The sequence below is a fragment of the Microbacterium sp. X-17 genome, assembly GCF_039615055.1.
Genome location: NZ_JBDHNI010000001.1, coordinates 1,088,881 through 1,113,011, shown reverse-complemented (window position 1 = coordinate 1,113,011; position 24,131 = coordinate 1,088,881). Strand labels below are relative to the sequence as shown.

The following is a 24,131-nucleotide window of genomic DNA, read 5'->3' as shown; positions in this document are numbered from 1 at the left end:
TTACGGCCGATGACCGAGCGGGATGGCCGCACCGGGGACGGCGTCGAGCAGGGCACGCGTGTACTCCTCGCGCGGTGCCGCGAACACCTCCGCCGTCGAACCCTGCTCCACCAGCCTGCCTTTCCGCATCACGCAGACGTCGTCCGCGATCCGGCGCACCACGCCGAGGTCGTGCGTGATGAACAGATAGCTCAGCGACAGGTCGTCCTGCAGCTCGGCGAGGAGGTCGAGCACCTGCGCCTGCACCAGCACGTCGAGCGCCGACACCGCCTCGTCGAGCACCACGATGTCGGGGTTCAGAGCCAGCGCCCTGGCGATGGCGACGCGCTGACGCTGGCCGCCGGAGAGCTCGTTCGGGTAGCGCGCGGCGAAGGCGTCGGGCAGCGCAACGCGGTCCAGCAGCTCCGCGACGCGCCGCCGACGGGACGCCCGGTCGCCGACCCGGTGCACCGCGAGCGGCTCCGCGATGCTGGCGCCGACGCTGCGGAGCGGGTCAAGCGAGCCGTACGGGTCCTGGAACACCGGCTGCATCCGGCGGCGGAGGGCGAAGACCTCCCGGGCGCCCAGGCCGCCGGTGTCCTGGCCGTCGATCGCGATACGGCCTCCCGTGGGCTCCTCCAGGCGCAGGATCAGCTTCGCGACAGTGGACTTGCCGGAGCCCGACTCGCCGACGAGGGCGGTGGTGGTGCCCCGCGGCACCGCGAAGCTCACACCGTCCACAGCCGTGAGGGCCGACGACCGGAGGCCGCGGCCGCGCACCGGATAGACCTTCGTGAGGCCGCTGACCGCGATCGCCGGGGTCGCCTCGGCTGCCGCCGCCAGACGCCGGTCCGTCGTGCGCAGCGGCCCGGCGGCGACGCTGGGGACGGCCTTCACCAGCCGGCGGGTGTACGGATGTGCCGGGCGCTGCAGCACCTCTCGGCTCGGTCCGGCCTCCACGACGCGGCCCTGGTGCATCACCACGACCCGGTCGGCGCGCTCGGCCGCGAGCCCGAGGTCGTGCGTGATCAGGAGCACGGTGGTGCCGAGCTCCCGGGTGAGCGTGCCGAGGTGGTCCAGGATGCCGCGCTGCACCGTCACGTCGAGGGCGGAGGTCGGCTCGTCGGCGATCAGGAGCTTCGGGTCGCCGGAGAGGCCGATGCCGATCAGCGCGCGCTGGCGCATTCCGCCGGAGAACTGGTGCGGGTACTGCCGGAGCCGGGTCCCCGCGTCGGCGAGCCCGGCGCGCTCCAGCACCTCGATCGCTGCGGCGCGGACCGCTCGGCGGCCGGTGGCGACGCCGTTCGCCCGGATGGCCTCCTCGACCTGGAAGCCGACGCTCCAGACCGGGTTCAGACTCGACATCGGGTCCTGCGGCACGAAGCCGATCTGCCGCCCGCGGACGGCCTCCAGCTCCCGCCGGCCGAGCGTCGTGAGCTCTACGCCGTCGAGCACGATCGACCCGCCGAGCACGCGGCCGGCGCCGGGCAGGAGCCCGACGATCGCCTGCGCGGTGGTGGATTTGCCCGAGCCGGACTCCCCCACGATCGCGACCGTCTCCCCCCGATGGATGGTGAGGTCCACGCCGTCGACCGCGGTGGTCACGCCGCCGCGCGTGGGAAACCCCACCCGGAGGCCGGACACCACCAGCAGCGGGCTCGCGCCGGTCTCATTCGATGCCGCGCTCACCGGCGTGCCCTCGCCTTCGGGTCGAGCGCGTCCCTGACCACCTCGCCGAGCATGATGAAGCTCAGCACGGTGACCGAGAGCGCCAGGGACGGGTAGACGAGCGTCTGCGGCGCGGTCCGGAGGTCGTTCTGCGCCTGGCTGATGTCGTTGCCCCACGACATCACGTCGCTCGGCAGCCCGACGCCGAGGAACGACAGGGTCGCCTCCGCCACGATCGAGCCCGCGAGCGACAGCGTGGTCACCACGATGACCGGCGCGATCGAGTTGGGCAGCACGTGGCGCAGCAGGATGCGGAACCGGGACAGCCCGATCGCCGTCGCGGCCAGCACGTGGTCGGCCGTCCGGACGCGGAGCACCTCCGCCCGGAGCACCCTCGCGGTCGCGGGCCAGGCGAAGACGCCGATGGCGAGCGAGATGACCCAGACGTTCGCGAACTTCGCGAACACCGACATAATCACGACGGCCGCCAGGATGTACGGGATCGAGAAGAAGATGTCGCCGACGCGCGAGAGCACCGCGTCGATCCAGCCGCCGTAGAAACCGGCCAGCGCGCCGAACACGACGCCGAGGACCGCCATCAGCGCGGTCGAGAGCACACCGACCGCGAGCGACTTCCCCGTGCCGTGGACGATGCGCGCGTAGATGTCGCAGCCCTGCTTGGTGAAGCCGAGCGGGTGGCCGGGCGCGGGGCCGCCGTTGCTGTTCCCCAGCAGGCAGTCGTTGTTCGGCGCGGCCTGCGCGAAGAGCCCGGGGAACAGGGCCACGGCGGTGATCAGCGCGATCAGGACGACCGAGCACCAGAACATCGGCCGGCGCCGCAGGTCGTCCCAGGCGTCCGACCAGAGCGTGGCGGCGCGGGCGGACGGCTCGTCACGACGCATGGCGGATCCTCGGGTCGAGCAGCGCGTAGAGAAGGTCGACCAGCAGCGTGACGACGAGATACAGCAGCACCATGACCGTCACGAAGGAGACCACCGTCGGCCCCTCCCCGCGGATGATCGCCTGGTAGAGCGTACGCCCGACGCCCGGGACGTTGAAGATGCCCTCCGTCACCGTCGCCCCCACGAGCATCACGCCGAAGTCCGCCGCGAGGAACGTGACCACCGGGATGAGCGAGTTGCGCAGCACGTGGACCGGCACGATCCGGCGACGGCTCAACCCCTTGGCCGCCGCGACCCGCACGAAGTCCATCCCGTTCGTGTCGATGACGGACGAGCGGGTGAGCCGCACGATCTGCGCGAAGCTGATCGCCGCCATCGCCACCGCGGGGAGGATGAGGTCCTGGAGCGGCGCCCCCGGGCCGGCGGTCGGCCGCGCCCAGCCGAGCCAGATCCCGAACACGTACTGCAGCACGAACGCGATCACGAAGATGGGGGCCGAGATGAGCAGCAGGCTCACCACGAGCGCGCTCGCGTCGAAGACCCGGCCCTTCCGCAGCCCGCTCACCAGCCCGACCGCGATGCCGAACACCATCTCGATCGCGAGCGCGAGCAGCGCGAGCCGCAGCGTGACCGGGAACGTACGCGCCAGGATCTCGCTCACCGGCTCGCCGGAGAACGACGTGCCGAAGTCGCCCCGCAGGATACCGCCGAGGTAGTTCAGATACTGGACGAGGAACGGCTGGTCGAGGAGGTAGCGGCTGCGCAGCTCCGCGAGCACGGCCGGGCTCGGCGTCCGGTCGCCGAACAGCGCCACGATGGGGTCCCCCGGCATGGCGAACACCATGAAGTAGATCAGCAGCGTGGTGCCCAGCAGGACGGGGACGGCCTGCAGGAGCCGGAAGCCGAGGAACCGGACCATCGGCGCTAGGACGCGGAGCTCTTGGTGATCTGCTCGTAGAGCGGGACGGAGTTCCACCCGAACGTGACGTGCTCGACGGAGGCGCTGGAGCCGCCGGTGACGTTCTGGTACCAGAGCGGGATGGCCGGCAGGTCGCGCAGCAGGAGCTCCTGCGCAGCGCGGAAGTCGGCGTTCGCGGCCTTCACGTCCGACTCGGCGAGGCCTTTGGAGAGCAGAGCGTCGAACTCCGGGTTCGTGTAATCGGTGTCGTTGGACAGCGCGCCCGTGCCGTACACCGGCCGGAGGAAGGTCAGCAGCCCCGGGTAGTCGCCCTGCCAGCCCTGGCGGAACGCCGAGTCGATGGTGCGATCGGTGACCGCGGTGCGGAGCAGTGCGAACGTCGGCGAGGCCTCGCCTTTCGCCTCGATCCCGAGCGTGTTCTTGAGGTTGTTCGCGACCGCGTCGACCCAGCCCTGGTGGCCGCCGTCGGCGTTGTAGGCGATGGTGAACGTCCCCGTCCACGGCGCGATCGCGTCGGCCTCCGCCCAGAGCTGCTTGGCCCTCTTCGCGTCGTGGTCGAGCACGCCGGAGCCGTCGAGCTTTCCGGACCAGCCGGGGATCGCCGGTGACGTGAAGTCTTTGGCGGGAGTCCGCGTGCCGTCGAAGATGACCTTCGTGATCTGCGGCCGGTCGATCGCCAGCGAGATGGCCTGGCGACGCAGCCTCCCCTCCTCGCCCGCGAAGTGCGCGATCCGCTCCGGGATCGCGAAGTTCTGGAACACCGCGGCCGGCTGGTTGATCGCCCGGCCGTCGAGGTCCTTCTCGAAGGTCGAGATCGCCGCGTCGGGGATCGCGTCGAGGACATCGAGCGTACCCGACCTCAGGTCGGCGTACGCGGAGTCCAGCGACGAGTAGAACACGAAGCGGAGCCCGCCGTTCTTCGCCTTCCGCGGGCCGGTGTACGCGGGGTTGGCGACGAGGTCGATGCTCTCGTCGTGCTTCCAGGCCTTCGCGCTCGCGAGCGTGTACGGACCGTTCCCGATCGGGTGCGCGCCGAAGGCCGCCATGTCGTCATAGGCGACGCTGGGCAGCGGATAGAACGCGGAGAACCCGAGCCGGAGCGGGAAGTCGGACACGGGGGTCTTCAGCGCGACGGTGAACTGCGTGTCGCTGACGACGGTGAGGCCGCTGAGCTCGCTGTCCGTCTCGGCGGAGAAGCCCTCGATGTCCTCGAAGAACGAGTTCAGGAGCTGCGCGTTGCTCTTCTTCGCCCCGTAGTTCCACGCGTCCACGAAGGAGCGGGAGGTCACCTTCTCGCCGTTGCTGAAGGTGCGGTCGCCCGCGATCGTGATGGTGAAATGCTGGGAGTCGGAGGTCTCGATCGACTCGGCGACGTCGTTGACCGGCTTCCCGTCGGCCTGGTAGGCGAGCAGCCCCGAGAAGACGGAGTCGATGATCTTGCCCCCGCCCGCCTCGTTCGTGTTGGTCGGGATGAGCGGATTCTGCGGCTCGCTGCCGTTCGCGACGACGACGGCGGTCGCGTCCGCCTTCGACGCGGTGTCGGGGCTGCTGCAGGCGGTGAGGGCGAGGACGCCGGCCGCCGCGAGGGCGGCCGCGGATCGGCCGAGAAGTCTGATGGACACGAATTCCTCCTGTGCGGGGTCGACTTCAGACCTTAGGGTTCCGCGGCTGGCGTTGCAAGTTTTTCTTGTTACATTGGCATTTATTATCCAGTGCGTTACGATCGCTTCGTGCGAATCGCAACTCCCTTCCGCAGATCCGCGGCGTTCAGTGCAATGGCGCTCGCGGCCCTGTCGGTCGGGTTTCCCGGCGGCCCTGGCGCTCCATCCCTCCAGCGGGCCGAAAGGCCCTCTGTCAGCGAGAGGCAGACGGTGGGATGCGGCGCGGGGGTCGTCGAAGTGTCATGGCACAGCCCGGTCGCAAGCCGGCTCGTGATCTTCGAGAACAACACCACAGCCGCGACGAGCACGATCATCGTTCCGGCGCCTCCCGGCGAGCACTCCTATGTCAGCGGTCTCCGCACGCTCACGTGGGCGATCGTGGACGATCAGGGGAGCGTGCTGCCCGTGGAGGCCCGCGCGGGATGCGCGGCGTATCACTGACCAGCGCCGCTCGAGCGAACCGGGAGCGGGGACGAACGAAAGGGCGGCGTTGCCAAGCAACGCCGCCCTTCTGAACGATTGTGCGAGCTTTACAGCCCCTGCGCCACCGGCGGCTCCGGCTCCTGCGGCAGCCCCTCGTTGACCGGCACGACCCCTTCGTCCGACCCCGCGGCCAGCAGTTCAAGCCGCAGCGCACGGCGGGCGCGCTGCTGCTCCGGGTCGGGCAGCGGCACCGCGGCGAGGAGGCGCTGCGTGTACGCCTCCTTCGGGTAGCGGAGGATCTCGTCGCGCGTTCCGACCTCGACCAGGGCGCCGTGGTGCATCACCGCGATGCGGTCGGCCAGGACGTCGATGACGGCCAGGTCGTGGGTGATGAACAGGCACGCGAAGTTCATCTCGCGCTGGAGTTGCTGCATCAGCTCCAGCACGCGGGCCTGCACCGACACGTCGAGCGCGGAGGTCGGCTCGTCCGCGATCAGGACCTGCGGCTTCAGCGACAGCGCGCGGGCGATGCCGACGCGCTGCTTCTGGCCGCCGGACAGCTCGTGCGGGAAGCGGCTGCGGTAGGCACGCGGCAGCTCGACGCTGTCCAGGAGGCGGTCGACCTCCTTCGCCAGGCCGGCGCCCTTGAGGCCCTTCGCCAGGCGGAGCGGCTCGCCGATCGAGTCGGCGATCTGGAGGCGCGGGTTCAGCGACGACGACGGGTCCTGGAACACGATGCCGACATTGCGGTGGAGCTTGCGGATCTCGTCCCGGCCGGCGTTGCTGATGTCCTGGTCCGCGACCACGAGGCGGCCCGAGTGGATCGGCAGGAGGCCGATCGCGGCGCGGCCGAGCGTCGTCTTGCCGGAGCCCGACTCGCCCACCAGGCCGACGACCTCGCCCTCGTGGATTTTGAGGTCGATGTCGGTCGCCGCGCGGAACGCGGGGACCCGGCCGTGCTTCGGGTACTCGATCGCGACCTTCTGGAAGTCGACGACGACCTTGCGCTTGTCCATCTCCGCCTCTTCGGCGGCCGCGGCGGCGATGCGCTCGTTGACGCGGATGCGCTCGGCGTACTCCTCGTCCGGGTTCTCGGTGCCGGCGGCGAGGGCGGCGGTCGTGTCGATCTCCTCGTCCTCGCGCTGGCCGAGGTGCGGCACGGCGTCGAGCAGGGCGATCGTGTACGGGTGCTGCGGAGCGTCGAAGACCTCCTTGACCGTGCCTGTCTCGACGATGTCGCCCTTGCGCATCACGACGATGTTGTCGGCCAGGTCGGCGACGACGCCCATGTCGTGCGTGATCAGGAGGATCGCGCTGTCCAGGCGGTCGCGGAGGCTGCGGATGAGCTCCAGGATCTCGGCCTGCACCGTCACGTCGAGCGCGGTGGTCGGCTCGTCCGCGATCAGCAGCTTCGGGTCGCAGGAGATCGACTGGGCGATCATCGCGCGCTGGCGCTGGCCGCCGGAGAGCTGGTGCGGGTAGGAGTTGAACGCCTTCACGGGGTCGGGCAGCTCGACCATGTCGAGCAGCTCCAGGGCGCGCTCCTTGGCCTCGTGCGGCGACATGCCGAAGTGGATGCGCAGCGTCTCGACGATCTGGAAGCCGACCGTGTAGACGGGGTTCAGCGCCGTCATCGGCTCCTGGAAGATCACCGCGACCTGGCGTCCGCGCACCCGGCGCATCTGCGGCGGGGTCAGGCCGGTGAGCTCGCGCCCCTCCAGCTTGATCGAGCCGCGGACGCGGGAGTTCTCGGGCAGGAGGTCGAGGATCGCCATCGAGCTCGCACTCTTGCCGGAGCCGGACTCGCCGACGATCGCGAGCACCTCGCCCGCCTTGATCTTGTAGTTCAGCTTCTTGGCCGCGGGCACCCAGACGTTGTCCACGCCGAAGTCGACGGACAGGTCGGTGACCTCGAGCACGGGGGCGCCGACGACGACCCCGGCCCCGCCGGTGGTGTTCTCGGTCATGATTCGTGGTTCCTTTCGGGGGCGCGCTCGGGCGTGGTGGAGACGGTGCGGGATGAGAGCATGGACCCATGCCCTACGTCTCCCCCGCCGAGCGCGAGGTTTTCGTGTCCCGGTTCAACCGGGTCCTTGCCGTTCTGATCTGGGCGGCCGCTGCCGCCCTCATCGTCGGCCTTCTGGTGAGCGTGCACGATGAGCGCCTGCTCTACGTCGTTCCGTGCGCGCTGTTCGCGTTCATCGGCTGGGCGCTGCTCTGGCGTCCGCGCCTGACGGTCGCCGACGAGGGCATCGAGGTGATCAACGTCACCCGCACCGTCGACATCCCGTGGCAGGCGCTCATCCACGTGGACACCAAGTACGCGCTCACCCTCTACACGCCAGGGCACAAGTTCCCGGTGTGGTCCGCGCCCGCTCCCGGTACGGCGCGCACGCTGCGCGCCACCCGCCGGGAGACCACGGGCCGCGTCGGCAAGCCGAACGTCGCGGACAGCGTGCGCCGTCCGGGCGACCTGCTCTCGACCGAGTCCGGAGCGGCGGCCGAAGTCGTGCGCCGTCGCTGGCTTCAGCTCCAGCAGAGCGGCGCGGTCGACAGCGGCCTCGCGGACGAGACGCCCGTGACGGTCCGCTGGCACATCGTGTCGCTCGCCGTGCTGGCCGCGCTGGCGGTCGGCACGCTCGCCGCCCTGCTGGTGGCCTGAGGAGGCCACCAGCAGCGCAGCGCGGGCGGGTGTCACAGCACGTCCTCCGCGAGGGCCGCGCCCGTGCGGGGTCCCGACTCGCCGTCCTCGCCGGGCTCCGGCTCCTCCTCGCGCATCTTGCGGAGGTTGAACCGGCGGTGGCGCGGGTCGAACGCGTCGCGCAGACCGTCGCCGACGAAGTTGACCAGCAGCGCAAGCGTCACGATGAACGAACCCGGCCACCAGAACAGCCACGGACGGGTCTGGAACGCGGACTCGTTCGAGCTGATCAGCAGTCCGAGCGAGACGTCCGGCGGCCGGATGCCGTAGCCGAGGAACGACAACGCGGTCTCCAGCAGGATGGCCGAGGCCATGATCAGGGTCGAGGCCACGATGACGACGCCGATGGCGTTCGGCAGGACGTGCTTGAAGATGATCCGCGTGTCCGAGGCGCCGGCGACGCGGGCCGCCTCCACGAACTCCCGCTCGCGCAGCGACAGGAACTCGCCGCGCACCAGACGCGCAATGCCCATCCACGAGAAGAAGCCGAGCATCAGGGCGAGGAAGAACGCGCCCAGGCCGCCGAAGATGTGACCGACGACCGAGCCGATGACCAGCGCCGGGATCACGATGAAGACGTCGGTGATGCGCATCAGGATCGCGTCGACCACACCGCGGAAGTAGCCCGCGATGGCGCCGACGACGACGCCCACGACGCTCGCGATGAGGCCGAGGACGACCATCACCAGCACCGAGTTCTGGATGCCGCGCATCGTCAGGGCGAAGTAGTCCTTGCCGATGCGGTCCTGGCCGAACGGGTGCTCCCAGGTCGGGGCCCCCTGCTGGACCTGGTTGTTCAGCTCGACGTAGTTGTACTTCCACCAGCCGGGGATCGGCCCGAGGCCGATCGCGGAGATGGAGAACAGCACGATGAGGATGAACAGGATCGCGCTGGCGACGGCGACCTTGTTGGACAGGAAGCGCTTCCAGATCAGCTTCCCCTGGCTGACGGGCGGGGAGCTCGGCTCCTGCAGCTCGTCGGCGATGACGGTTTCAGTGGTGGACATCAGCGGACCCTCACTCTCGGGTCGAGTGCGGCGTAGGACAGGTCGGCGAGGAAGTTGAACAGGATCGCCATGATCGCGATGACCAGGAAGTACGCCATCACCGGGTTCAGGTCGCCGCGCGACAGGCCCAGGTTGAACAGGGAGCCCATGCCCGGGATCGCGAACACCTTCTCGGTGATGATCGCACCACCGAGCAGCGCGCCCACATCGAAGGCGACGAGGGTCGTGATTGGGATGAGCATGTTGCGGAACGCGTGGCGGACCACGACCGTCCGCTCCGGCAGGCCCTTGGCGCGCGCGGTGCGGATGAAGTCCTGGCCGAGCACCTCCAGCATGCCCGCGCGCGAGTACCGGGTGTACGACGCGAACGAGATCAGCAGCAGCGCGATCGTCGGGAGGGCGAGGTGCGTGAACGTGTCGAGACCCGTCACCCACATGTCCCCGCTCAGACCCGGCGTGGAGGAGCCGACGGTCGCGATCGGGCGCCCGTTGGTGTCCTGGAAGTACGTCGGCCACGCCTGCATGAAGCGGTCCACGATGATCAGGAACCCGGACACGATGGTCACGATGACGGCGACCCGCATGTTCTGGCCGCGGTCGTAGCCGCCGACGAGCCAGCCGATCAGGAGGCTGACGCCGATCGCGACGATCGCCAGGATCGCGATCGTGGCGGGGGTCGAGATGTTGAACAGCCACTGCAGCCCGAAGTAGCAGACCAGCGCGACGGCGCCGGCGATGCTCGCGGAGATCAGCGCGCGGCGGTTCTGCAGGCCGGCGGTCAGCGCGGTGGCGCCGATGACCGTCCCGGCGATCAGGATGATCATCACGACCGGGCCGAGGCCCGGGTGCAGGAACCAGTTGGTGACGCTCATCAGCAGCAGCACGCCCGCGGTCGCGACGCCGGAGACGCCGAACGTGACCGCGCGCCTGCGCATGTCGCCGCCGATCAGCGACTGCCAGATGAGTCCGGCCACCACCCCGATCAGGATCGCGACCCACCAGGGGATCGTCGGGTTCGCCAGGAAGTTGTTGAAGCCGATGGCCACGAACTCCTTGAGGAGGACGGCCACGAGGAACGCCGGGAGCGAGTACAGGAAGAAGCTGAGGAACGTGACGACGTTGTCGAGTCCGCTGTACTGCCGCAGGGCGGTGACGATGCCGATGGTGACACCGAGGAGGATCGCGAGGATGAGCGCGACGGTGACCAGCTGAACGGTCGAGGTGAGCGCCTGCGGGAGGATGTCCACCACCTTCGCGTTCGAGATGGTCGACCCCAGGTCGCACGAGTTGGCGAACGGGATCAGGCACTTGGCCGCGCCTCCCAGCCAGAGCAGCCACCGCAGGGGCGGGACCACGTCGAGCTGGAGGAGCTGGATGCGCGCGTTGATGAGCTGCGTCTTATTGGGGCTGTTGCTGCTTCGCAGATCCTGGAGCGGGTCGGCGCTGTACGCGACCAGCATGTACATCAGGAACGAGGCGGCGATGATGATGAGCACTGAGACAAGGAGACGTCTCAGGATGAAACTCGCCATAGGTTCAAAACCTTCACTTGCAGGGCGCGCCATATCGGGTATCGGCGAGGGGGCTCGCCTGGCGCGGATCGGGGAACGGTCGGATCACGACCGCCGAATACATGATAACGGGGCGTCGACTCGAAGCCGACGCCCCGTCGCAGCGGAGTGCCCGGGGGTCACCCGGGCACTCTCACTGTCGAGCGTTACTTCGCGGTCGAGGACTTGACGGTCCACTCCCAGAAGTTCCAGAACGGGCCGTTCTGGTTGCCCATGTACTTCACGCCGTCCACGCGAGCGTTGGCGCCGAAGACACCCGGGAGCTGGAACAGCGGCAGACCGTAGCCCTGCGAGAAGGCGGTCTTGTCGATGTTCTTCTCCAGCGAGGTCAGCTTGCTGGTGTCCAGAGTGGTCTGGGTCGCCAGGGCGTCGGAGTTCGCCGCGGAGAAGCGGTTGTAGTTGCCGCCACCGTTGGTGGTGAACAGCTGCGGGATCTGCGAGGTGCCGGCGCCCGGGCTGATCCAGCCGAAGAGCGACGCGTCGTAGTTACCGCCCGGGAGGAGCTTGCTCCAGTCCGGCGAGCCGGCGTCGACGACCTTGAAGCCGGCCTTGGCGGCGGACGCCGAGATGGCCTGGAACTCGTCGACACGGTTCGGGTTGTTCGTGTTGTACAGGATGCGGACGGTGGGGGTCGCACCGGCGAGCAGCGCCTTGGCGCCCGCGATATCCACCTTGTCGTACGCGGAGGACCCGTTGTTCTTGACCGAGTCGCCGTACATCGGCTGCTGGTTCGGCAGCCAGATCTGCGAGTTCAGGACCTTGGCCTTCGGGTTCACCGGGGTGACGATCGAGTCGAGGATCTGCTGACGCGGGATCGTCTTCAGGAAGGCCTCACGGACCTTCGGGTCGGCGAAGACCTGCGAACCGAAGTTCAGGTCGAGGTGGTCGTACGACGCCTGGTCGCCGGTCAGGACCTTCGCGCTGGTCTGCTTGAGGGCAGTCAGCGTGTCGGCCGAGGCCTGCGGGTTGATGATGTCGACCTCACCGTTCTGAAGAGCGGTGACCTGGGCGTTCGCGTCAGGGATGATGCGGAACACGATCTTGTCCACGGACGGCTTGAGGCCGCCGTCGTAGTACTTGTTCTGCGTCATGGTGAGCGACTGGCCCGGGGTCCACGACGACACGACGAACGGGCCGGAGGAGACCAGCAGGTCGGGGTCGGTCGGGAACGCGGTCACGTCGTAGCCGGTGTTGACGAACTTGGCCGCCTTCTCCAGCGTCGCGTTCGGGGCGACCGGAGCGTCCGGGTTGCCCTTCGGCAGCGTCTTCAGCAGCTTGGTCAGGTCGGCGGCCGAGGACAGGCCCGCCTTCTTGGCCACGATGTGCGCCGGCTGTGCGATCGGGTTGACGAGCTCCCAGTCCACGTACGGGGTGGAGTACTTCAAGGTGATCGACGTGTTGTTGTCGCCGACGGTCGGGTAGTCGGTCGAGTCGATGCCCGCCGTCGAACCCGCGATCGAGAAGTACTGGGTGCCGCTGGTCACGTTGCCCTGGTCGTCGAACTTCGCGGAGTCGTAGTGACCGGAGGCGATGGCCCAGGCGAGGATCATGTCGTCAGCGGTGACGGGCTGGCCGTCGGACCACTTGTCGTTCTTGTTCAGGGTGTACTTGACCGTCAGCGGGTTGTCCGAGAGCTTCTCGAACTTGCCGAACTTGTTGTCGTGGACGATCTTGTAGTTGTTGTCGATGTACTGGAAGCCAGTACCGTACGACCCGTCCAGGTAACCGACCTGGCCGTTGGTGTCCAGGTTGCCCTGCGGGGTCTGCGAGTTGAACGAGGTGAAGTCGTTCACGACAGCGACCGTCACGGTGCCGCCCTTGGCTGCGGACGAGGTCCCCGTGCTGCCGGTCGTGGTGCAGGCAGACAGAGCGAGCGCTGCAACGCCGGCGACGGCGACGGCGCTGACCGCGTACCTGACCTTTCTTCCCTTGATGTGCAATGTTCCTCCTGTGCGAAGTGTGCGGTAGCACGGGCGTGCGAGAGCCCCGAGCCCCGCGGGATAAGACTGACCCTAAGTACCGTTGAGGGTGAATGCAAAATGGGGCTGGAAAACGTTACACAGTGGTAACTCAGTCGGTGGATTATTGCGTCCACGCCACGGATTCGGTGGTCCACGAGCGTGAAACGCAAGAAACCGTGCAGTTCCCCCGTTTCAGGGGCCGGATTCACGGACGCGTGTGTTCTCCGCCGAGGCCGCTCGGGCCTGGCAGGATGCACATATGAGCACTGAAGCGGTCCGGACGGGTCGAACCACGCCCGTTCCACCCACCTGGACCGGCGAGACGCCCGTCGATCGAGCGGAACGGCCCCGGCTGTGGTGGGAGGTCGCGATCGTCCTCGGGCTGTCGCTCGGCCAGTCGGCGGTCTACTCGATCGTCACGATCATCGACCGCTCCACGCAGAGCACTCCCCTGTCGAACCAGACCGCGCAGGTGAACCCGTCGCAGTCCAGCCGGCAGGTCTTCGACTTCCTCTACCAGTTCCTCGACAACGCGTTCCCGCTGTTCGCGGTCGCGCTGGTGATCTTCCTGCTCTGGCAGCCGGGCCGCACCGGGTTCCGCCGGATCGGCTTCGACCTGAGCCGGCCGGGCCGCGACCTCGGCGGCGGCCTCCTGCTGTTCCTGGTGATCGGCGTGCCCGGCATCCTGTTCTACGCGCTCGGCCGGGTGCTCGGCCTGACGGTGCAGGTGCAGGCGTCGCCGCTCGACACGCACTGGTGGACGGTGCCGATCCTCGTCTTCGCGGCGCTTCGGGCCGGCCTCCAGGAGGAGGTGATCGTGGTCGGCTACCTGTTCACCCGGCTGCGCCAGCTCGGCTGGAGCAAGTGGTGGATCATCGTGGCCGCCGCCCTGCTCCGCGGCAGCTACCACCTGTACCAGGGCTTCGGGCCGTTCGTGGGCAACGCGATCATGGGCGTCGTCTTCGGCTGGTGCTACACCCGCTGGGGCCGGGTGATGCCGCTGGTGGTCGCGCACGTCATCATCGACATCGTCTCGTTCGTCGGCTACCCGCTGGCCGTCGCGCTGTTTCCGCACATCTTCGGTTAGTCCTTCTCGTGGAAGCTCTCGATCTCACGCGCGTGACGCGATTGCAGCTCCCGGTAGTCCTCGTCGAGGCAAGCGACCACCGCGCCGGCCGCGCGCACGTTCTCGTCGGCCTCCTGCGAGACCTCCGCGTACACCGCTCTCAAGCGGGGGTCGTCCGTCGCGCCGAATCGGGAGGCGAGCTCGAAGAAGCCCTCCTCCAGCGATCGCATCCTCGACCGGTAGTAGGAGACGTACTCGTCGGCCTGCTCGATGCGGCGGAGCGCGGTCGCGCTCTCCTCGCGCTGCGCTTCCTCCAGCTCGCCCCGGGTGCGGTGCTCGTTCTGCGTCATGGTGTGATGCTCTCCACGCCGCGGGCGTAGTCGTTGTTCGCCGCGATGCGCGCGAGACCCGTCGTCACCTTCTCCTCGACCGCCCCGGAGAGGGCCGCAGCGACGTCGGCGCCGCGCAGGGTGACGTTCACCGCGGTGACGGCTCCCTCCATGGCCACCCAGTTGCCGCCCTTCACGATCGCGTACTGCGCGTGGACCATCGGCGGAAGGGCCGCGTCGAGCATCCTCTTCGCCGCCTCGTGGACGGCGCCGTCGATCGCGTGGATCGTCGAGTCCACTGTGTTCGTCACATCCTTCACCGCATCGTCGATGAGGTCGCCAAGCCACGACATCACGAACCTCCCATCGGCCCGAGCGCGTAGGCCTGAGCCCACCGCGAATCCTGTGCGGCGGCGTTCTCGACGGTTTTCATCACCCCGTGCGAGATGCGCCGCACGATGTCGATGTGATCGTCCACGAGGGCGTTCACAGCCACGACCGCCGACTCGTCGATGTTCTTCTCCACCTGAAGCTCGTGCGCTCGCACGCACTCCTCGATGTCCGCCTCGGTCACCAACGGGTACAGCTGGGCGGCGGCGGTCTTCACGTTCGTGAGCGCCGAGGCCATCGCGGGAACGAGTCCGTTGTTCACATCCTTGATCGTCCCGAGCTGCCATGCGACACCGCCGACGCTGGATGCCAGTCCCAGCGCCGCCGCCGTGTCCACGGCGACGACGAGACCGGACAACACCGCGCCCGCGGTGACCGCACTCACCCCGTTGACGACTGACACCACCCCGTGGAGAGCCCGGAGCGTCTGTCCTTGACCGGGACTGGCGATGTCCGCCAGCTCGGCCAGCTCTTCGATGGTCAGGCCCTCCCCGCCCAGTCCGAGCATGGCCCCGAAGGGATCGAAGTCGAACGCGTCGCCCAGGTCGTGATGCTCGATCACGCCCTTCCACAATTCGTCATCGACGAACACGCCGGCGCCCGTCCCGTGCCCGAGGAAGTTCCCGATCAGATCGAACCGGTTCACATAGTTGGTCAGCGGAGGCCGACCGTGCTTGCGCTCCGCCCGGACCCACTCCTTCGCCTGCGGGGACAGCACGTCCCACGGGTCGGGCGCGTTGAAGGTGGTCGACGACCAGTGGTTCTCCGCGGCGACATACAGGGCGAGGAACCCGCCGAGCGAATGCCCCACCGTCTCGATCCGCGCCGCCGAGTGCCCCTCCGCCGCGAGCCTCTTCTTGACCTTTTCCGCGAACTTCTCGGCCTCGGCGACCTGGGTGCCCTCCCCCGTCCGGCGGCCCACCACCGAGACCAGGTCCGCGACGACGTCGGCGCGGTCGTCGGGGTTCGTGCCGGCGAACGCGATGAAGACCTGGGAGTGGTCGGGGAGCCCGTCGATGACCGGGACGACGGCCATGCCTTGGAAGCCGGTGGTGGGGTCGGTGGCGGTGTCGTAGACCTGGAACACTTGCTTGCCGTTGCCGGGAGCCGACACGGCGTGCCCCGTCTCCAGAGGCGGATTTCGCTGCAAGGGATCGACCTGGTAGACGTCGTTCGCAATCGCTTTGTAGTCCTCGGCCGTGGTCATTCGATGACCTCCGACGAACCGTCGCTGTAGGTCACTATCACCGGCACTTGCGTCCAGTCGGGCGGAACGCTTGGTAGCGGCTCGTTCGAGATAGACAAGAGGCCCAGAATCGCTTGATATTCGCTGCCGCCGACCGTGACGACCGCGTTGGCTCCCCAACCAGCGCCGAGCCCGGGTTTCCCGCCGTCCTGGGTGAATCTGATCTTCTCGATACCCCGCCTCGATTCGAGGAAGAGTTCTGCCGCCTTCCTCTGATTTGCGAGGTTGGTCTCCATATTCACTTCATCGCCTCCAAAAGTGCAGCCGCCCAAACTCAGTGCAAGCGCGGAAATAATGACGGCGACCAAGGGACGCGTGCGCGCCGCCGTCACTCGATCACCTCGGATGACTCATCGCTGTAGATCACAGTCACGGGTGCAGGCGCTGTCGCAGGAGGGATGGTTGGCAACGGGTTGCCTACCCGGGAGTACTTCTCGGTACCCAAAATCTCGTTGTAATCCTCACCGTTGACCGTGACCACAGCATTGACGGCCCACGGCGCCCCGAAGCCCGACAACCCGCCCTCCTGCGTGAACCTGATCTTCTCCACACCACCCTGCGTCTCCAGGAAGGCGATGGCCGCCTTCCTCTGATTCGCGAGATTGGTCTCCATGCGCACCTCATCGCGTTCACCAGTGCAGCCGCTCACGGTCAACACGAGCGCGGCCGCGATCATCACCATCCGGCTTCGCGCGAGTGCCCCCGTCATGAGCATCAGGCTAACACTGCCAGTATGGAATCACACCCGTTAGCATTTATTACCTGACGCTTTGCAAGCATTTCCGCGCGCAAAACGAAACCGCCGAGTCACGAACGATTCGTGACTCGGCGGTTTCGAGCGGTACCCGGGGATGCGACTACGCGAACGCCTCTGGCGGCGGGCACGCGCAGAACAGGTTGCGGTCTCCATACGCCTGGTCGATGCGGCGCACCGGCGGCCAGTACTTGTTGCGGACCAGCGTCGGCACCGGGTAGACGGCCTGCTCGCGGCTGTACGCGTGGTCCCAGGTGGAGGTCGCGACCGACTCCGCCGTGTGCGGCGCGTTGCGCAGCGGGTTGTCGTCGGCCGGCCAGTCGCCCGCTGCGACCGCGTCGGCCTCGGCCTTGATCGCGATCATCGCGGTGACGAAGCGGTCGAGCTCCGCGAGGTCCTCGCTCTCGGTCGGCTCCACCATCAGGGTGCCCGCGACCGGGAACGACATGGTCGGCGCGTGGAAGCCGTAGTCGATGAGGCGCTTGGCCACGTCGTCCACGGTCACGCCGGTGGCCTCGGTGAGCGGGCGGACGTCGAGGATGCACTCGTGCGCCACGAGGCCGTTGTCCCCCGCGTACAGCACCGGGAAGTGCTCGCGCAGCTTCGCGGCGATGTAGTTGGCCGACAGCACCGCGGCGCCGGTGGCGTCCGCGAGGCCCTGCGCGCCCATCATCCGGACGTAGGCCCAGGAGATCGGGAGGATGCTCGGGCTGCCGTACGGGGCCGCGGAGACCGGGCCGCCGCCGTGCTCGATGCGCCCGTCCGGTCCGTCCGCGCCCACGAGCACGTGCGTCGCGTCCTGCGCGAGCGGGTGGCCGGGCAGGAACGGTGCGAGGTGCGCCTTCGCCGCCACCGGGCCGACACCGGGGCCGCCGCCGCCGTGCGGGATGCAGAAGGTCTTGTGCAGGTTCAGGTGGCTGACGTCGCCGCCGAAGTCGCCGAACCGGGCGTAGCCCAGCAGCGCGTTCAGGTTGGCGCCGTCGACATAGACCTGTCCCCCGGCCGCGTGCACGGCGGAGGTGATCGCGACGACCTCGTGCTCGTAAACGCCGTGCGTCGACGGGTAGGTGATCATCAGCGCAGCGAGGGTGTCGGCGTTCGCGGCGATCTTCGCGCGCAGGTCGTCGAGGTCGACGTTGCCGAGGTCATCGGTCGCGACCACGACGACGCTCATGCCGGCGAGCACCGCGGAGGCGGCATTGGTGCCGTGGGCCGACTGCGGGATGAGGCAGACAGTGCGCTGGTCGTCGCCGCGCGAGCGGTGGTAGCCGCGGATGGCGAGGAGGCCGGCGAGCTCACCCTGGCTGCCCGCGTTCGGCTGCAGCGAGACGGTGTCGTAGCCGGTGACGTCCGCGAGCCAGCCTTCGAGCTGGTCGATGAGCTCCAGAGAGCCTGCGACGTCCGCCGCGGGGGCGAACGGGTGCAGGGCGGCGAACTCGGGCCAGGTGACGGCCTCCATCTCGGTCGCCGCGTTGAGCTTCATGGTGCACGATCCCAGCGGGATCATGCCGCGGTCGAGCGCGTAGTCGCGGTCCTGCAGCCGGCGGAGGTAGCGCATCATCGCCGTCTCCGAGTGGTGCGTGGAGAACACCGGGTGCGTGAGGAAGTCCGACGTGCGGGTGAGCGCGGAGTCGAAGGAGGGCTCGGAGCCGAACACGAGCGCAGCGTCGCCCTCCACTGTTCCGCCGAGCACCTCGATGAGGTCGCCGAGCGGGAAGACGCCGTCGCGCAGGTCGGCGGAGGTCTCCTCGTCCACGCTCAGCGAGACCAGGCCGGCGTCGACGGCGTGCAGCAGGAGGCCGCGCTCGTGGGCGCGCGCGACGACCGTGGCCGCGTCGTCCACCTCGACCACGAGGGTGTCGAAGAACGAGCGGGAGCGGACCTCCACCCCGGCGGCGCGCAGCGCGTCGGCGACGGCGACGGCGGAGAGGTGCACGTGGCGGCCGATCGCGCGCAGGCCGGACGGGCCGTGGTAGACCGCGTACATCGCGGCCATGACGGCGAGCAGCACCTGGGCGGTGCAGATGTTGGAGGTCGCCTTCTCGCGGCGGATGTGCTGCTCGCGGGTCTGCAGCGTGAGCCGGTAGGCGGGCTTGCCGATCGCGTCCTGCGAGACGCCGACCAGTCGGCCGGGGAGCTGGCGCTCCAGGCCCTTGCGGACGGCCATGTAGCCGGCGTGCGGGCCGCCGAAGCCCATCGGGACGCCGAAGCGCTGGCTGGTGCCCACCGCGACGTCCGCGCCCAGCTCGCCCGGCGAGGTGAGCTGCGTGAGGGCCAGGAGGTCGGCGGCGGCCACGACGACCGCGCCGGCGGACTTCGCGGCGGCGATCACCGCCGACGGGTCCCAGACCCGGCCGGAGGCGCCGGGGTACTGCACGAACAGGCCGAAGGCCTCCTGCAGCTCCGGGGCGTCGGCGGGCGTGGCGGCGAGGTCGAGCACGACTAGCTCGATGCCGACGGCCTCGGCGCGGTTGCGCAGCAGCGCCAGGGTCTGCGGGAAGGTGTCGGCGTCCACGACGAACTTCGCGCCCGCGGCCTTGGAGGCGCGGCGGGCGAGCAGCATGCCCTCCACGACGGCCGTGCCCTCGTCCAGCATCGACGCGTTGGCGGTGTCCAGCCCGGTCAGGTCGGAGACCATCGTCTGGAAATTGATGAGCGCCTCCAGGCGCCCCTGCGAGATCTCCGGCTGGTACGGCGTGTACGCGGTGTACCAGCCCGGGTTCTCCAGGACGTTGCGCTTGATCACGGCGGGGGTGATCGTGCCGTAGTAGCCGAGGCCGATCAGGCTGCGGTTCACGGTGTTGCGCGCGGCGAGCGCCCGCAGCTCGCGGAGGGCCGCACGCTCGCTGATCGCAGCGGGCAGCGCCGAGACGCGCCCCGGCGCGATGCGGATGGAGTCCGGCACGGCGGCGGAGACGAGGGCCTCCACCGATTCGTAGCCGAGGGCGGACAGCATGGTGCGCTGCGCGTCCCCGTCGGTGCCGATGTGACGCGTCTGGAACTGGTCGCTCATGTCTAGCGGTTGCCTTACTCGCCCGTGAGGGCCTTGTACTCGTCGTAGGAGAGGAGGCCGTCGGGGAGGGCGCTGAAGGTCACCTTGATGAGCCAGCCCTCGCCGAACGGGTCGCTGTTGACCAGTTCGGGCGCGTCGACCACGGCCTGGTTGGCCTCGGCGACGGTGCCGTCCACCGGGGCGAACAGCTCGCCGACCGACTTGGTGGACTCGATCTCGCCGACCACGCGGCCGACGGCGACGTCGCTGCCCTCCGCGGGGAGCTCGACGAACACGACGTCGCCCAGCTTCTCGGCCGCGTAGCTCGTGATGCCGACGGTCGCGGTGTCGCCGTCGACCAGGAGCCACTCGTGCTCTGCGGTGTACTTCAGGTCCTGCTCTGCGGCCATGTCAGTGCTTCTTTCTGCTGTAGAAGGGGAGGGCGGTGACGGTGAAGGGGAGGCTGGTGCCGCGCACGTCGACGTGCAGCTCGGTGCCGGGCCGGGCGAAGCGCGGCGCGACGTAGGCCATCGCGATCGGGACGCCGATGGTCGGAGAGAGGGCGCCGGAGGTCACGACCCCGACCTCCTCGTCGGCGCCGTCGACGGCGGGGGCGACGACGGGATAGCCCGCGCGGGCGGCGCGCTTGCCGTGGCCCATGAGGCCGACGAGCACGCGCGCCTCGGCGTCGGGGCCCTCCTCGCTCGCGGCGCGGCCGACGAAGTCGGTGTCCTTGGCGAGGTTGACGACGCGGCCGAGTCCGGCCTGCGCGGGCATCGTGTCGAGGCCGAGCTCGTGGCCGTACAGCGGCATGCCGGCCTCCAGGCGCAGCGTGTCCCGGCTGGCGAGACCCGCGGGCACGAGGCCCTGGGCGGCGCCTGCCTCCAGGAGCGCGTCCCAGAGGGCGCGCGCGTTGTCCGGGGCGGTGTAGAGCTCGAAGCCGTCCTCGCCGGTGTAGCCGGTGCGGGCGACGAGCACCGGGTGCGTCTCGAACTCGGCCGGGATGCTCCAGTAGTACTTGAGGTCGGTGACGCGCTGGGCGAAGTCGTCGTCCGCGAGGTGGAAGCCGGGGGTGGCGAGCACGACGCTGAGCGCCGCGGGACCCTGCACGGCGATGAGCGCGATGTCGTCGCTCTCGTCGTAGACCTCGACGTCGAACGGGGCGGTGCGGTCGCGCAGCTCCTCGGCCACTGCCTCCCGGTTGGAGGCGTTGGCGACCACCATGTAGCGGTCGTCGCCGGTGCGGTAGACGACGAGGTCGTCGAGGATGCCGCCGGCGCGGGAGAGCAGCATGCTGTACTTCGCCTGGTCGAGCGCGAGCGACGACAGCTTGCCGGCGAGGGCGTAGTCGAGCGCCTGGCCGGCCTCCGGGCCGATGAGGACGATCTCGCCCATGTGAGACAGGTCGAAGAGCCCGGCCGCGGTGCGGACCGCGTGGTGCTCGGCGAGGTCGCTGGAGTAGCGGACCGGCATCTGCCAGCCGGCGAAGTCGGTGAAGGACGCGCCCGCGGCGGTGTGGGCGTCGTGCAGCGGGGAGGTGCGCTCCGTCGCAGCGGTCCCTGCGTCGTTGGTCTGGCTGTCGTGCGAGCTCATGAGTTCTCCGTTCGCCGGCCGTCGCCGGAGGGATGAACGGTAGCGCGCGGCGCGCTCCGTGTGAAGAACTCCCCCTCTGTCATCCGGCCTGAGAGTTTCACCGCGACCGCCTGGAGGCGATCGCGGCTTTCACCGTGGGCGAGGGCGCGCGCGGTGTGCGCCGCCCTGCTTTTCAGAGTGGCCAGTCCGATGCGGTACGCGTACCTGAGAGATTGTCGGGGAGGATTGCTCCTTCGGTGCCGCCCGCTCGCGCGCTCGGCTCTCCCGCATCGGCCTGAATGGCCCGGTATTCAGTTGACTGGGCCAGCATAACGGACGGATGGGCCGCCGCGCTGCGCGCGACGACCCATCCGGGCGGGGTGCCTACGGGACTGCGATATCGGTCGCGCCGCCGGTGATCTGCGTCCAGGTGCCGCCGATGCCGTACTTGACCGCGACGCCTCCGTCGGTGGAGAGATACATCATGGTGGGACCGCGACCCGGGTCGGAGTTGATCACCAGTTCCTTCGCGTGGCTGACGACGCCCACCCAGGGCGCGTACAACGTGCCCGATTTGACGATCGCGTCGCCGTTGGTTTGGACAGCGCCCACGGTCGGTCCCGTCGACGGATCGCTCGCCACGGCGATCGACGTCACGCCGGACGTCAGGGTGACCCACGGCGCCGGGATGCCGGTCTTCGCCCAGACGACGCCCGTCGCGGAGAGAGCGACGAAGGTCGGACCGTTGACGGCGTCACTGGCGACGGCCACGCGTACGGCCGGGCTCACCACAGGAACCCACGGGCCTGAACCCACCGTAGAGTAAAAGCATTTTCGATATCAATTCCACTACGCAGGGCTGAATTTTGCGTTCTGGTCACCATGACACTAAGATGGTCCGCAACTTAGGGTCACGGTGACCTTTAGTCGGACGGGAGGCCCGCGATGGCCGAGCACGAACGCGCGAGTGCGATGCTCGCCGTGTCGACGGTCATCTTCGCGCTGCGCTCCGACGAGCTGACCGGCGGTCGTGCCCAGGTCTGGCTGCCGCTCGTGCGGCGCATCCGGGCGCCGTTCGAGGGATGCTGGGCGCTGCCGGGCGGACCGCTCCGGGTGGGCGAGGACCTCGCCTTCGCGGCCTCCCGCACTCTCGGCGACACGACCGGCCTCTCGCCGCGCTACCTGGAGCAGCTCTACACCTTCGGCGACGCGGTGCGCTCCCCCGGCGACGAGCGCGTGGTCTCCATCGTCTACTGGGCGCTCGTCGGCAGCGCGGAGGCGGAGGCCGCGACCTCCGGCGAGAACGTCGGCTGGTTCTCGGCCGACGACCTGCCGGAGCTGGCCTTCGACCACCAGCTGATCGTCGAGTACGCGCTCTGGCGGCTGCGCACCAAGATGGAGTACTCCCGGATCGCGCACGCGTTCCTCGGCGAGCGCTTCACCCTCGCCCAGCTGCGCGAGGTGCACGAGGCGGTGCTCGGGCGCCCGCTCGACCCGGCCAACTTCCGGCGGACCATCGAGTCCTCCGGCGCCGTCGTCGCCACGGGCGACTACCTGACCGGCACGCGGCACCGGCCGCCCCGGCTCTACCGCTACAACGACTCGATCGACCTCGCCGACGCGGGGCCGCTCCCCCGGCAGCAGCCGCCCTTCGGGCTGCGCCAACCCCGTCCCACCCCGGAAAGCGAGCAGTCATGACCATCGCATCGGTCGACACCACCATCCAGCTCATCTCGAGCGGCAGCATCGACGGCGCCACCTGCGCCCCGGAGCTCGTCGACGCGCCCTGGCTGTTCGACTCCGCTCCCCCCTCGTACGGTCCCGGCGCGTCGCAGGACGACCCGATCCCGGCGTTCGCGCCGAAGCAGGGCGAGCTGCCCGAGGAATACCGCACCGCGTCGAAGGAGGAGCTGGCCGAGCGCATCCGCGCCGCCAAGGCGACCCTCGGCGACCGCGTCGCGGTGATGGGCCACTTCTACCAGCGCGACGAGGTCGTGCAGTTCGCGGACTTCGTGGGCGACTCCTTCCAGCTCGCCAACTTCGCGAAGGCGCGCCCGGAGGCCGAGACCATCGTCTTCTGCGGCGTGCACTTCATGGCGGAGACCGCGGACATCGTGTCGCGGCCCGAGCAGAACGTCATCCTCCCGAACCTCGCCGCGGGCTGCTCGATGGCCGACATGGCCGACATCGACTCGGTGCAGGAGTGCTGGGAGGCGCTGGAGGAGCTGTACGGCACCGAGCCGGACGCCGACGGCCGGGTGCCGGTCATCCCGGTCACGTACATGAACTCCTCGGCGGCGCTCAAGGCGTTCTGCGGCGAGCACGGCGGCATCGTCTGCACGTCGTCCAACGCGGCGACCGTGCTGCAGTGGGCGTTCGAGCGCGGGCAGCGGGTGCTGTTCTTCCCGGACCAGCACCTCGGCCGCAACACCGCCAAGGCGATGGGCGTCCCGGTCGAGCGGATGCCGCTGTGGAACCCGCGCAAGCCGCTCGGCGGCAACGACGAGGCGTCCCTCGGCGAGGCGCAGGTCATCCTGTGGCACGGCTTCTGCTCGGTGCACAAGCGGTTCACGGTCGGCCAGATCGAGCACGCCCGCGCCGAGTTCCCCGGCGTCCGCGTGATCGTGCACCCCGAGTGCCCGATGGAGGTCGTGGACGCCGCCGACGAATACGGCTCGACCGACTACATCGTCAAGGCGATCCAGGCGGCGCGCGCGGGCTCCACCTTCGCCATCGGAACCGAGATCAACCTGGTGCAGCGGCTGGCGGCGGAGTACCCGCAGCACACCATCTTCTGCCTCGACTCGGTGGTCTGCCCGTGCTCGACCATGTACCGCATCCACCCCGGCTACCTCGCCTGGGTGCTGGAGGGCCTGGTGCGCGGCGAGGTCGTGAACCAGGTGCGCGTGGCCGACGAGGTCGCCGCGCCCGCCCGGGTGGCCCTGGAGCGCATGCTCGCCGCCCGGCCGGACACCACGATGGCGGCCTGA

General features: G+C 69.1%; 22 protein-coding genes and 1 riboswitch. Of the genes, 5 read left to right on the top strand and 17 right to left on the bottom strand.

Annotation, left to right across the window (positions count from 1 at the left end; genetic code table 11):
- Genes ABCS02_RS05460 through ABCS02_RS05445 form a run of 4 tightly spaced genes read right to left on the bottom strand, consistent with a single transcriptional unit; the run spans position 1 to position 5,090 of the window.
- On the bottom strand, positions 1–1,668 hold the full coding sequence (locus ABCS02_RS05460; RefSeq protein WP_345834581.1) for an ABC transporter ATP-binding protein: 1,668 nt from the start codon (positions 1,666–1,668) through the stop codon (positions 1–3).
- On the bottom strand, positions 1,665–2,549 hold the full coding sequence (locus ABCS02_RS05455; RefSeq protein WP_345834580.1) for an ABC transporter permease: 885 nt from the start codon (positions 2,547–2,549) through the stop codon (positions 1,665–1,667). The genes ABCS02_RS05460 and ABCS02_RS05455 overlap by 4 nt, the downstream gene beginning before the upstream one ends.
- Positions 2,539–3,468, bottom strand: a complete 930-nt coding sequence (locus ABCS02_RS05450; RefSeq protein WP_345834579.1) for an ABC transporter permease — start codon at positions 3,466–3,468, stop codon at positions 2,539–2,541. Before ABCS02_RS05450 ends, ABCS02_RS05455 begins: the two co-directional genes overlap by 11 nt.
- Before the next feature lie 5 nt (positions 3,469–3,473).
- Positions 3,474–5,090, bottom strand: a complete 1,617-nt coding sequence (locus tag ABCS02_RS05445; protein ID WP_345834578.1) for an ABC transporter substrate-binding protein — start codon at positions 5,088–5,090, stop codon at positions 3,474–3,476.
- Positions 5,091–5,366: 276 nt separating this feature from the next.
- Between ABCS02_RS05445 and ABCS02_RS05440 the strand changes: the two genes are divergently transcribed.
- A complete protein-coding gene (locus tag ABCS02_RS05440) occupies positions 5,367–5,570 on the top strand; it encodes a hypothetical protein (RefSeq protein ID WP_345834577.1) in 204 nt (67 codons plus the stop codon).
- A gap of 89 nt (positions 5,571–5,659) precedes the next feature.
- Here ABCS02_RS05440 and ABCS02_RS05435 read toward each other — a convergent pair whose 3' ends face one another.
- Positions 5,660–7,519 carry an ABC transporter ATP-binding protein gene (locus ABCS02_RS05435; protein WP_345834576.1) on the bottom strand — a complete coding sequence of 620 codons (1,860 nt, stop codon included), beginning with the start codon at positions 7,517–7,519 and terminating at the stop codon, positions 5,660–5,662.
- Positions 7,520–7,587: 68 nt separating this feature from the next.
- Here ABCS02_RS05435 and ABCS02_RS05430 point away from each other — a divergent pair, with 68 nt between their 5' ends.
- On the top strand, positions 7,588–8,214 hold the full coding sequence (locus ABCS02_RS05430; RefSeq protein WP_345834575.1) for a PH domain-containing protein: 627 nt from the start codon (positions 7,588–7,590) through the stop codon (positions 8,212–8,214).
- 32 nt (positions 8,215–8,246) lie between these two features.
- Here ABCS02_RS05430 and ABCS02_RS05425 read toward each other — a convergent pair whose 3' ends face one another.
- The 3 genes from ABCS02_RS05425 to ABCS02_RS05415 all read right to left on the bottom strand — a co-directional run bounded on the left by ABCS02_RS05425 (position 8,247) and on the right by ABCS02_RS05415 (position 12,771).
- Entirely contained in the window at positions 8,247–9,260 is a 1,014-nt protein-coding gene (locus ABCS02_RS05425) for an ABC transporter permease (protein WP_345834574.1), read from the bottom strand.
- The gene (locus ABCS02_RS05420) at positions 9,260–10,792 is read right to left on the bottom strand and encodes an ABC transporter permease (protein WP_345834573.1); all 1,533 of its coding nucleotides are present in this window, start codon (positions 10,790–10,792) and stop codon (positions 9,260–9,262) included. Before ABCS02_RS05420 ends, ABCS02_RS05425 begins: the two co-directional genes overlap by 1 nt.
- A 185-nt stretch (positions 10,793–10,977) precedes the next feature.
- Positions 10,978–12,771 carry an ABC transporter family substrate-binding protein gene (locus ABCS02_RS05415; RefSeq protein WP_345834572.1) on the bottom strand — a complete coding sequence of 598 codons (1,794 nt, stop codon included), beginning with the start codon at positions 12,769–12,771 and terminating at the stop codon, positions 10,978–10,980.
- Positions 12,772–13,051: 280 nt separating this feature from the next.
- Here ABCS02_RS05415 and ABCS02_RS05410 point away from each other — a divergent pair, with 280 nt between their 5' ends.
- Positions 13,052–13,879, top strand: coding sequence for a CPBP family intramembrane glutamic endopeptidase (locus tag ABCS02_RS05410; protein WP_345834571.1), 828 nt, complete (start codon positions 13,052–13,054; stop codon positions 13,877–13,879).
- On the opposite strand, the gene ABCS02_RS05405 is transcribed toward ABCS02_RS05410, so the two are convergent.
- The 9 genes from ABCS02_RS05405 to ABCS02_RS05365 all read right to left on the bottom strand — a co-directional run bounded on the left by ABCS02_RS05405 (position 13,876) and on the right by ABCS02_RS05365 (position 21,930).
- Positions 13,876–14,208, bottom strand: a complete 333-nt coding sequence (locus ABCS02_RS05405) for a hypothetical protein (RefSeq protein ID WP_345834570.1) — start codon at positions 14,206–14,208, stop codon at positions 13,876–13,878. The genes ABCS02_RS05410 and ABCS02_RS05405 overlap by 4 nt on opposite strands.
- Positions 14,205–14,540: a hypothetical protein gene (locus ABCS02_RS05400; RefSeq protein WP_345834569.1), complete on the bottom strand. Its 336-nt coding sequence runs from the start codon at positions 14,538–14,540 to the stop codon at positions 14,205–14,207. The genes ABCS02_RS05405 and ABCS02_RS05400 overlap by 4 nt, the downstream gene beginning before the upstream one ends.
- Positions 14,540–15,784, bottom strand: a complete 1,245-nt coding sequence (locus ABCS02_RS05395) for a hypothetical protein (protein WP_345834568.1) — start codon at positions 15,782–15,784, stop codon at positions 14,540–14,542. The genes ABCS02_RS05400 and ABCS02_RS05395 overlap by 1 nt, the downstream gene beginning before the upstream one ends.
- Positions 15,781–16,155: a hypothetical protein gene (locus tag ABCS02_RS05390; protein ID WP_345834567.1), complete on the bottom strand. Its 375-nt coding sequence runs from the start codon at positions 16,153–16,155 to the stop codon at positions 15,781–15,783. Before ABCS02_RS05390 ends, ABCS02_RS05395 begins: the two co-directional genes overlap by 4 nt.
- The gene (locus tag ABCS02_RS05385; protein WP_345834566.1) at positions 16,152–16,532 is read right to left on the bottom strand and encodes a hypothetical protein; all 381 of its coding nucleotides are present in this window, start codon (positions 16,530–16,532) and stop codon (positions 16,152–16,154) included. The genes ABCS02_RS05390 and ABCS02_RS05385 overlap by 4 nt, the downstream gene beginning before the upstream one ends.
- A gap of 148 nt (positions 16,533–16,680) precedes the next feature.
- A complete protein-coding gene (gene gcvP, locus ABCS02_RS05380) occupies positions 16,681–19,590 on the bottom strand; it encodes an aminomethyl-transferring glycine dehydrogenase (protein ID WP_345834565.1) in 2,910 nt (969 codons plus the stop codon).
- A gap of 14 nt (positions 19,591–19,604) precedes the next feature.
- Positions 19,605–19,979 (bottom strand): glycine cleavage system protein GcvH, encoded by a 375-nt coding sequence (gene gcvH, locus ABCS02_RS05375; RefSeq protein ID WP_345834564.1) that lies wholly within the window; start codon positions 19,977–19,979, stop codon positions 19,605–19,607.
- 1 nt (position 19,980) lies between these two features.
- Entirely contained in the window at positions 19,981–21,162 is a 1,182-nt protein-coding gene (gene gcvT, locus ABCS02_RS05370) for a glycine cleavage system aminomethyltransferase GcvT (protein WP_345834563.1), read from the bottom strand.
- 182 nt (positions 21,163–21,344) lie between these two features.
- Positions 21,345–21,439, bottom strand: a riboswitch (glycine riboswitch).
- Between the two features lie 86 nt (positions 21,440–21,525).
- Positions 21,526–21,930, bottom strand: a complete 405-nt coding sequence (locus tag ABCS02_RS05365; RefSeq protein WP_345834562.1) for a hypothetical protein — start codon at positions 21,928–21,930, stop codon at positions 21,526–21,528.
- Positions 21,931–22,086: 156 nt separating this feature from the next.
- Between ABCS02_RS05365 and ABCS02_RS05360 the strand changes: the two genes are divergently transcribed.
- Together ABCS02_RS05360 and nadA are read left to right on the top strand one after the other, a co-directional pair.
- Positions 22,087–22,839 carry an NUDIX domain-containing protein gene (locus ABCS02_RS05360; RefSeq protein WP_345834561.1) on the top strand — a complete coding sequence of 251 codons (753 nt, stop codon included), beginning with the start codon at positions 22,087–22,089 and terminating at the stop codon, positions 22,837–22,839.
- Positions 22,836–24,131, top strand: coding sequence for a quinolinate synthase NadA (gene nadA, locus ABCS02_RS05355; protein WP_345834560.1), 1,296 nt, complete (start codon positions 22,836–22,838; stop codon positions 24,129–24,131). Before ABCS02_RS05360 ends, nadA begins: the two co-directional genes overlap by 4 nt.

Excerpts from the sequence above, each read along its gene's own strand:
- ABCS02_RS05395 (WP_345834568.1), bottom strand. The coding sequence starts at position 15,784 with ATGACCACGGCCGAGGACTACAAAGCGATTGCGAACGACGTCTACCAG.
- ABCS02_RS05385 (WP_345834566.1), bottom strand. The coding sequence starts at position 16,532 with ATGACGGGGGCACTCGCGCGAAGCCGGATGGTGATGATCGCGGCCGCG.
- ABCS02_RS05450 (WP_345834579.1), bottom strand. The coding sequence starts at position 3,468 with ATGGTCCGGTTCCTCGGCTTCCGGCTCCTGCAGGCCGTCCCCGTCCTG.
- ABCS02_RS05405 (WP_345834570.1), bottom strand. The coding sequence starts at position 14,208 with ATGACGCAGAACGAGCACCGCACCCGGGGCGAGCTGGAGGAAGCGCAG.
- ABCS02_RS05435 (WP_345834576.1), bottom strand. The coding sequence starts at position 7,519 with ATGACCGAGAACACCACCGGCGGGGCCGGGGTCGTCGTCGGCGCCCCC.
- gcvH (WP_345834564.1), bottom strand. The coding sequence starts at position 19,979 with ATGGCCGCAGAGCAGGACCTGAAGTACACCGCAGAGCACGAGTGGCTC.
- ABCS02_RS05425 (WP_345834574.1), bottom strand. The coding sequence starts at position 9,260 with ATGTCCACCACTGAAACCGTCATCGCCGACGAGCTGCAGGAGCCGAGC.
- gcvT (WP_345834563.1), bottom strand. The coding sequence starts at position 21,162 with ATGAGCTCGCACGACAGCCAGACCAACGACGCAGGGACCGCTGCGACG.
- gcvP (WP_345834565.1), bottom strand. The coding sequence starts at position 19,590 with ATGAGCGACCAGTTCCAGACGCGTCACATCGGCACCGACGGGGACGCG.
- ABCS02_RS05400 (WP_345834569.1), bottom strand. The coding sequence starts at position 14,540 with ATGTCGTGGCTTGGCGACCTCATCGACGATGCGGTGAAGGATGTGACG.
- ABCS02_RS05420 (WP_345834573.1), bottom strand. The coding sequence starts at position 10,792 with ATGGCGAGTTTCATCCTGAGACGTCTCCTTGTCTCAGTGCTCATCATC.
- ABCS02_RS05430 (WP_345834575.1), top strand. The coding sequence starts at position 7,588 with ATGCCCTACGTCTCCCCCGCCGAGCGCGAGGTTTTCGTGTCCCGGTTC.
- nadA (WP_345834560.1), top strand. The coding sequence starts at position 22,836 with ATGACCATCGCATCGGTCGACACCACCATCCAGCTCATCTCGAGCGGC.
- ABCS02_RS05410 (WP_345834571.1), top strand. The coding sequence starts at position 13,052 with ATGAGCACTGAAGCGGTCCGGACGGGTCGAACCACGCCCGTTCCACCC.
- ABCS02_RS05360 (WP_345834561.1), top strand. The coding sequence starts at position 22,087 with ATGGCCGAGCACGAACGCGCGAGTGCGATGCTCGCCGTGTCGACGGTC.
- ABCS02_RS05455 (WP_345834580.1), bottom strand. The coding sequence starts at position 2,549 with ATGCGTCGTGACGAGCCGTCCGCCCGCGCCGCCACGCTCTGGTCGGAC.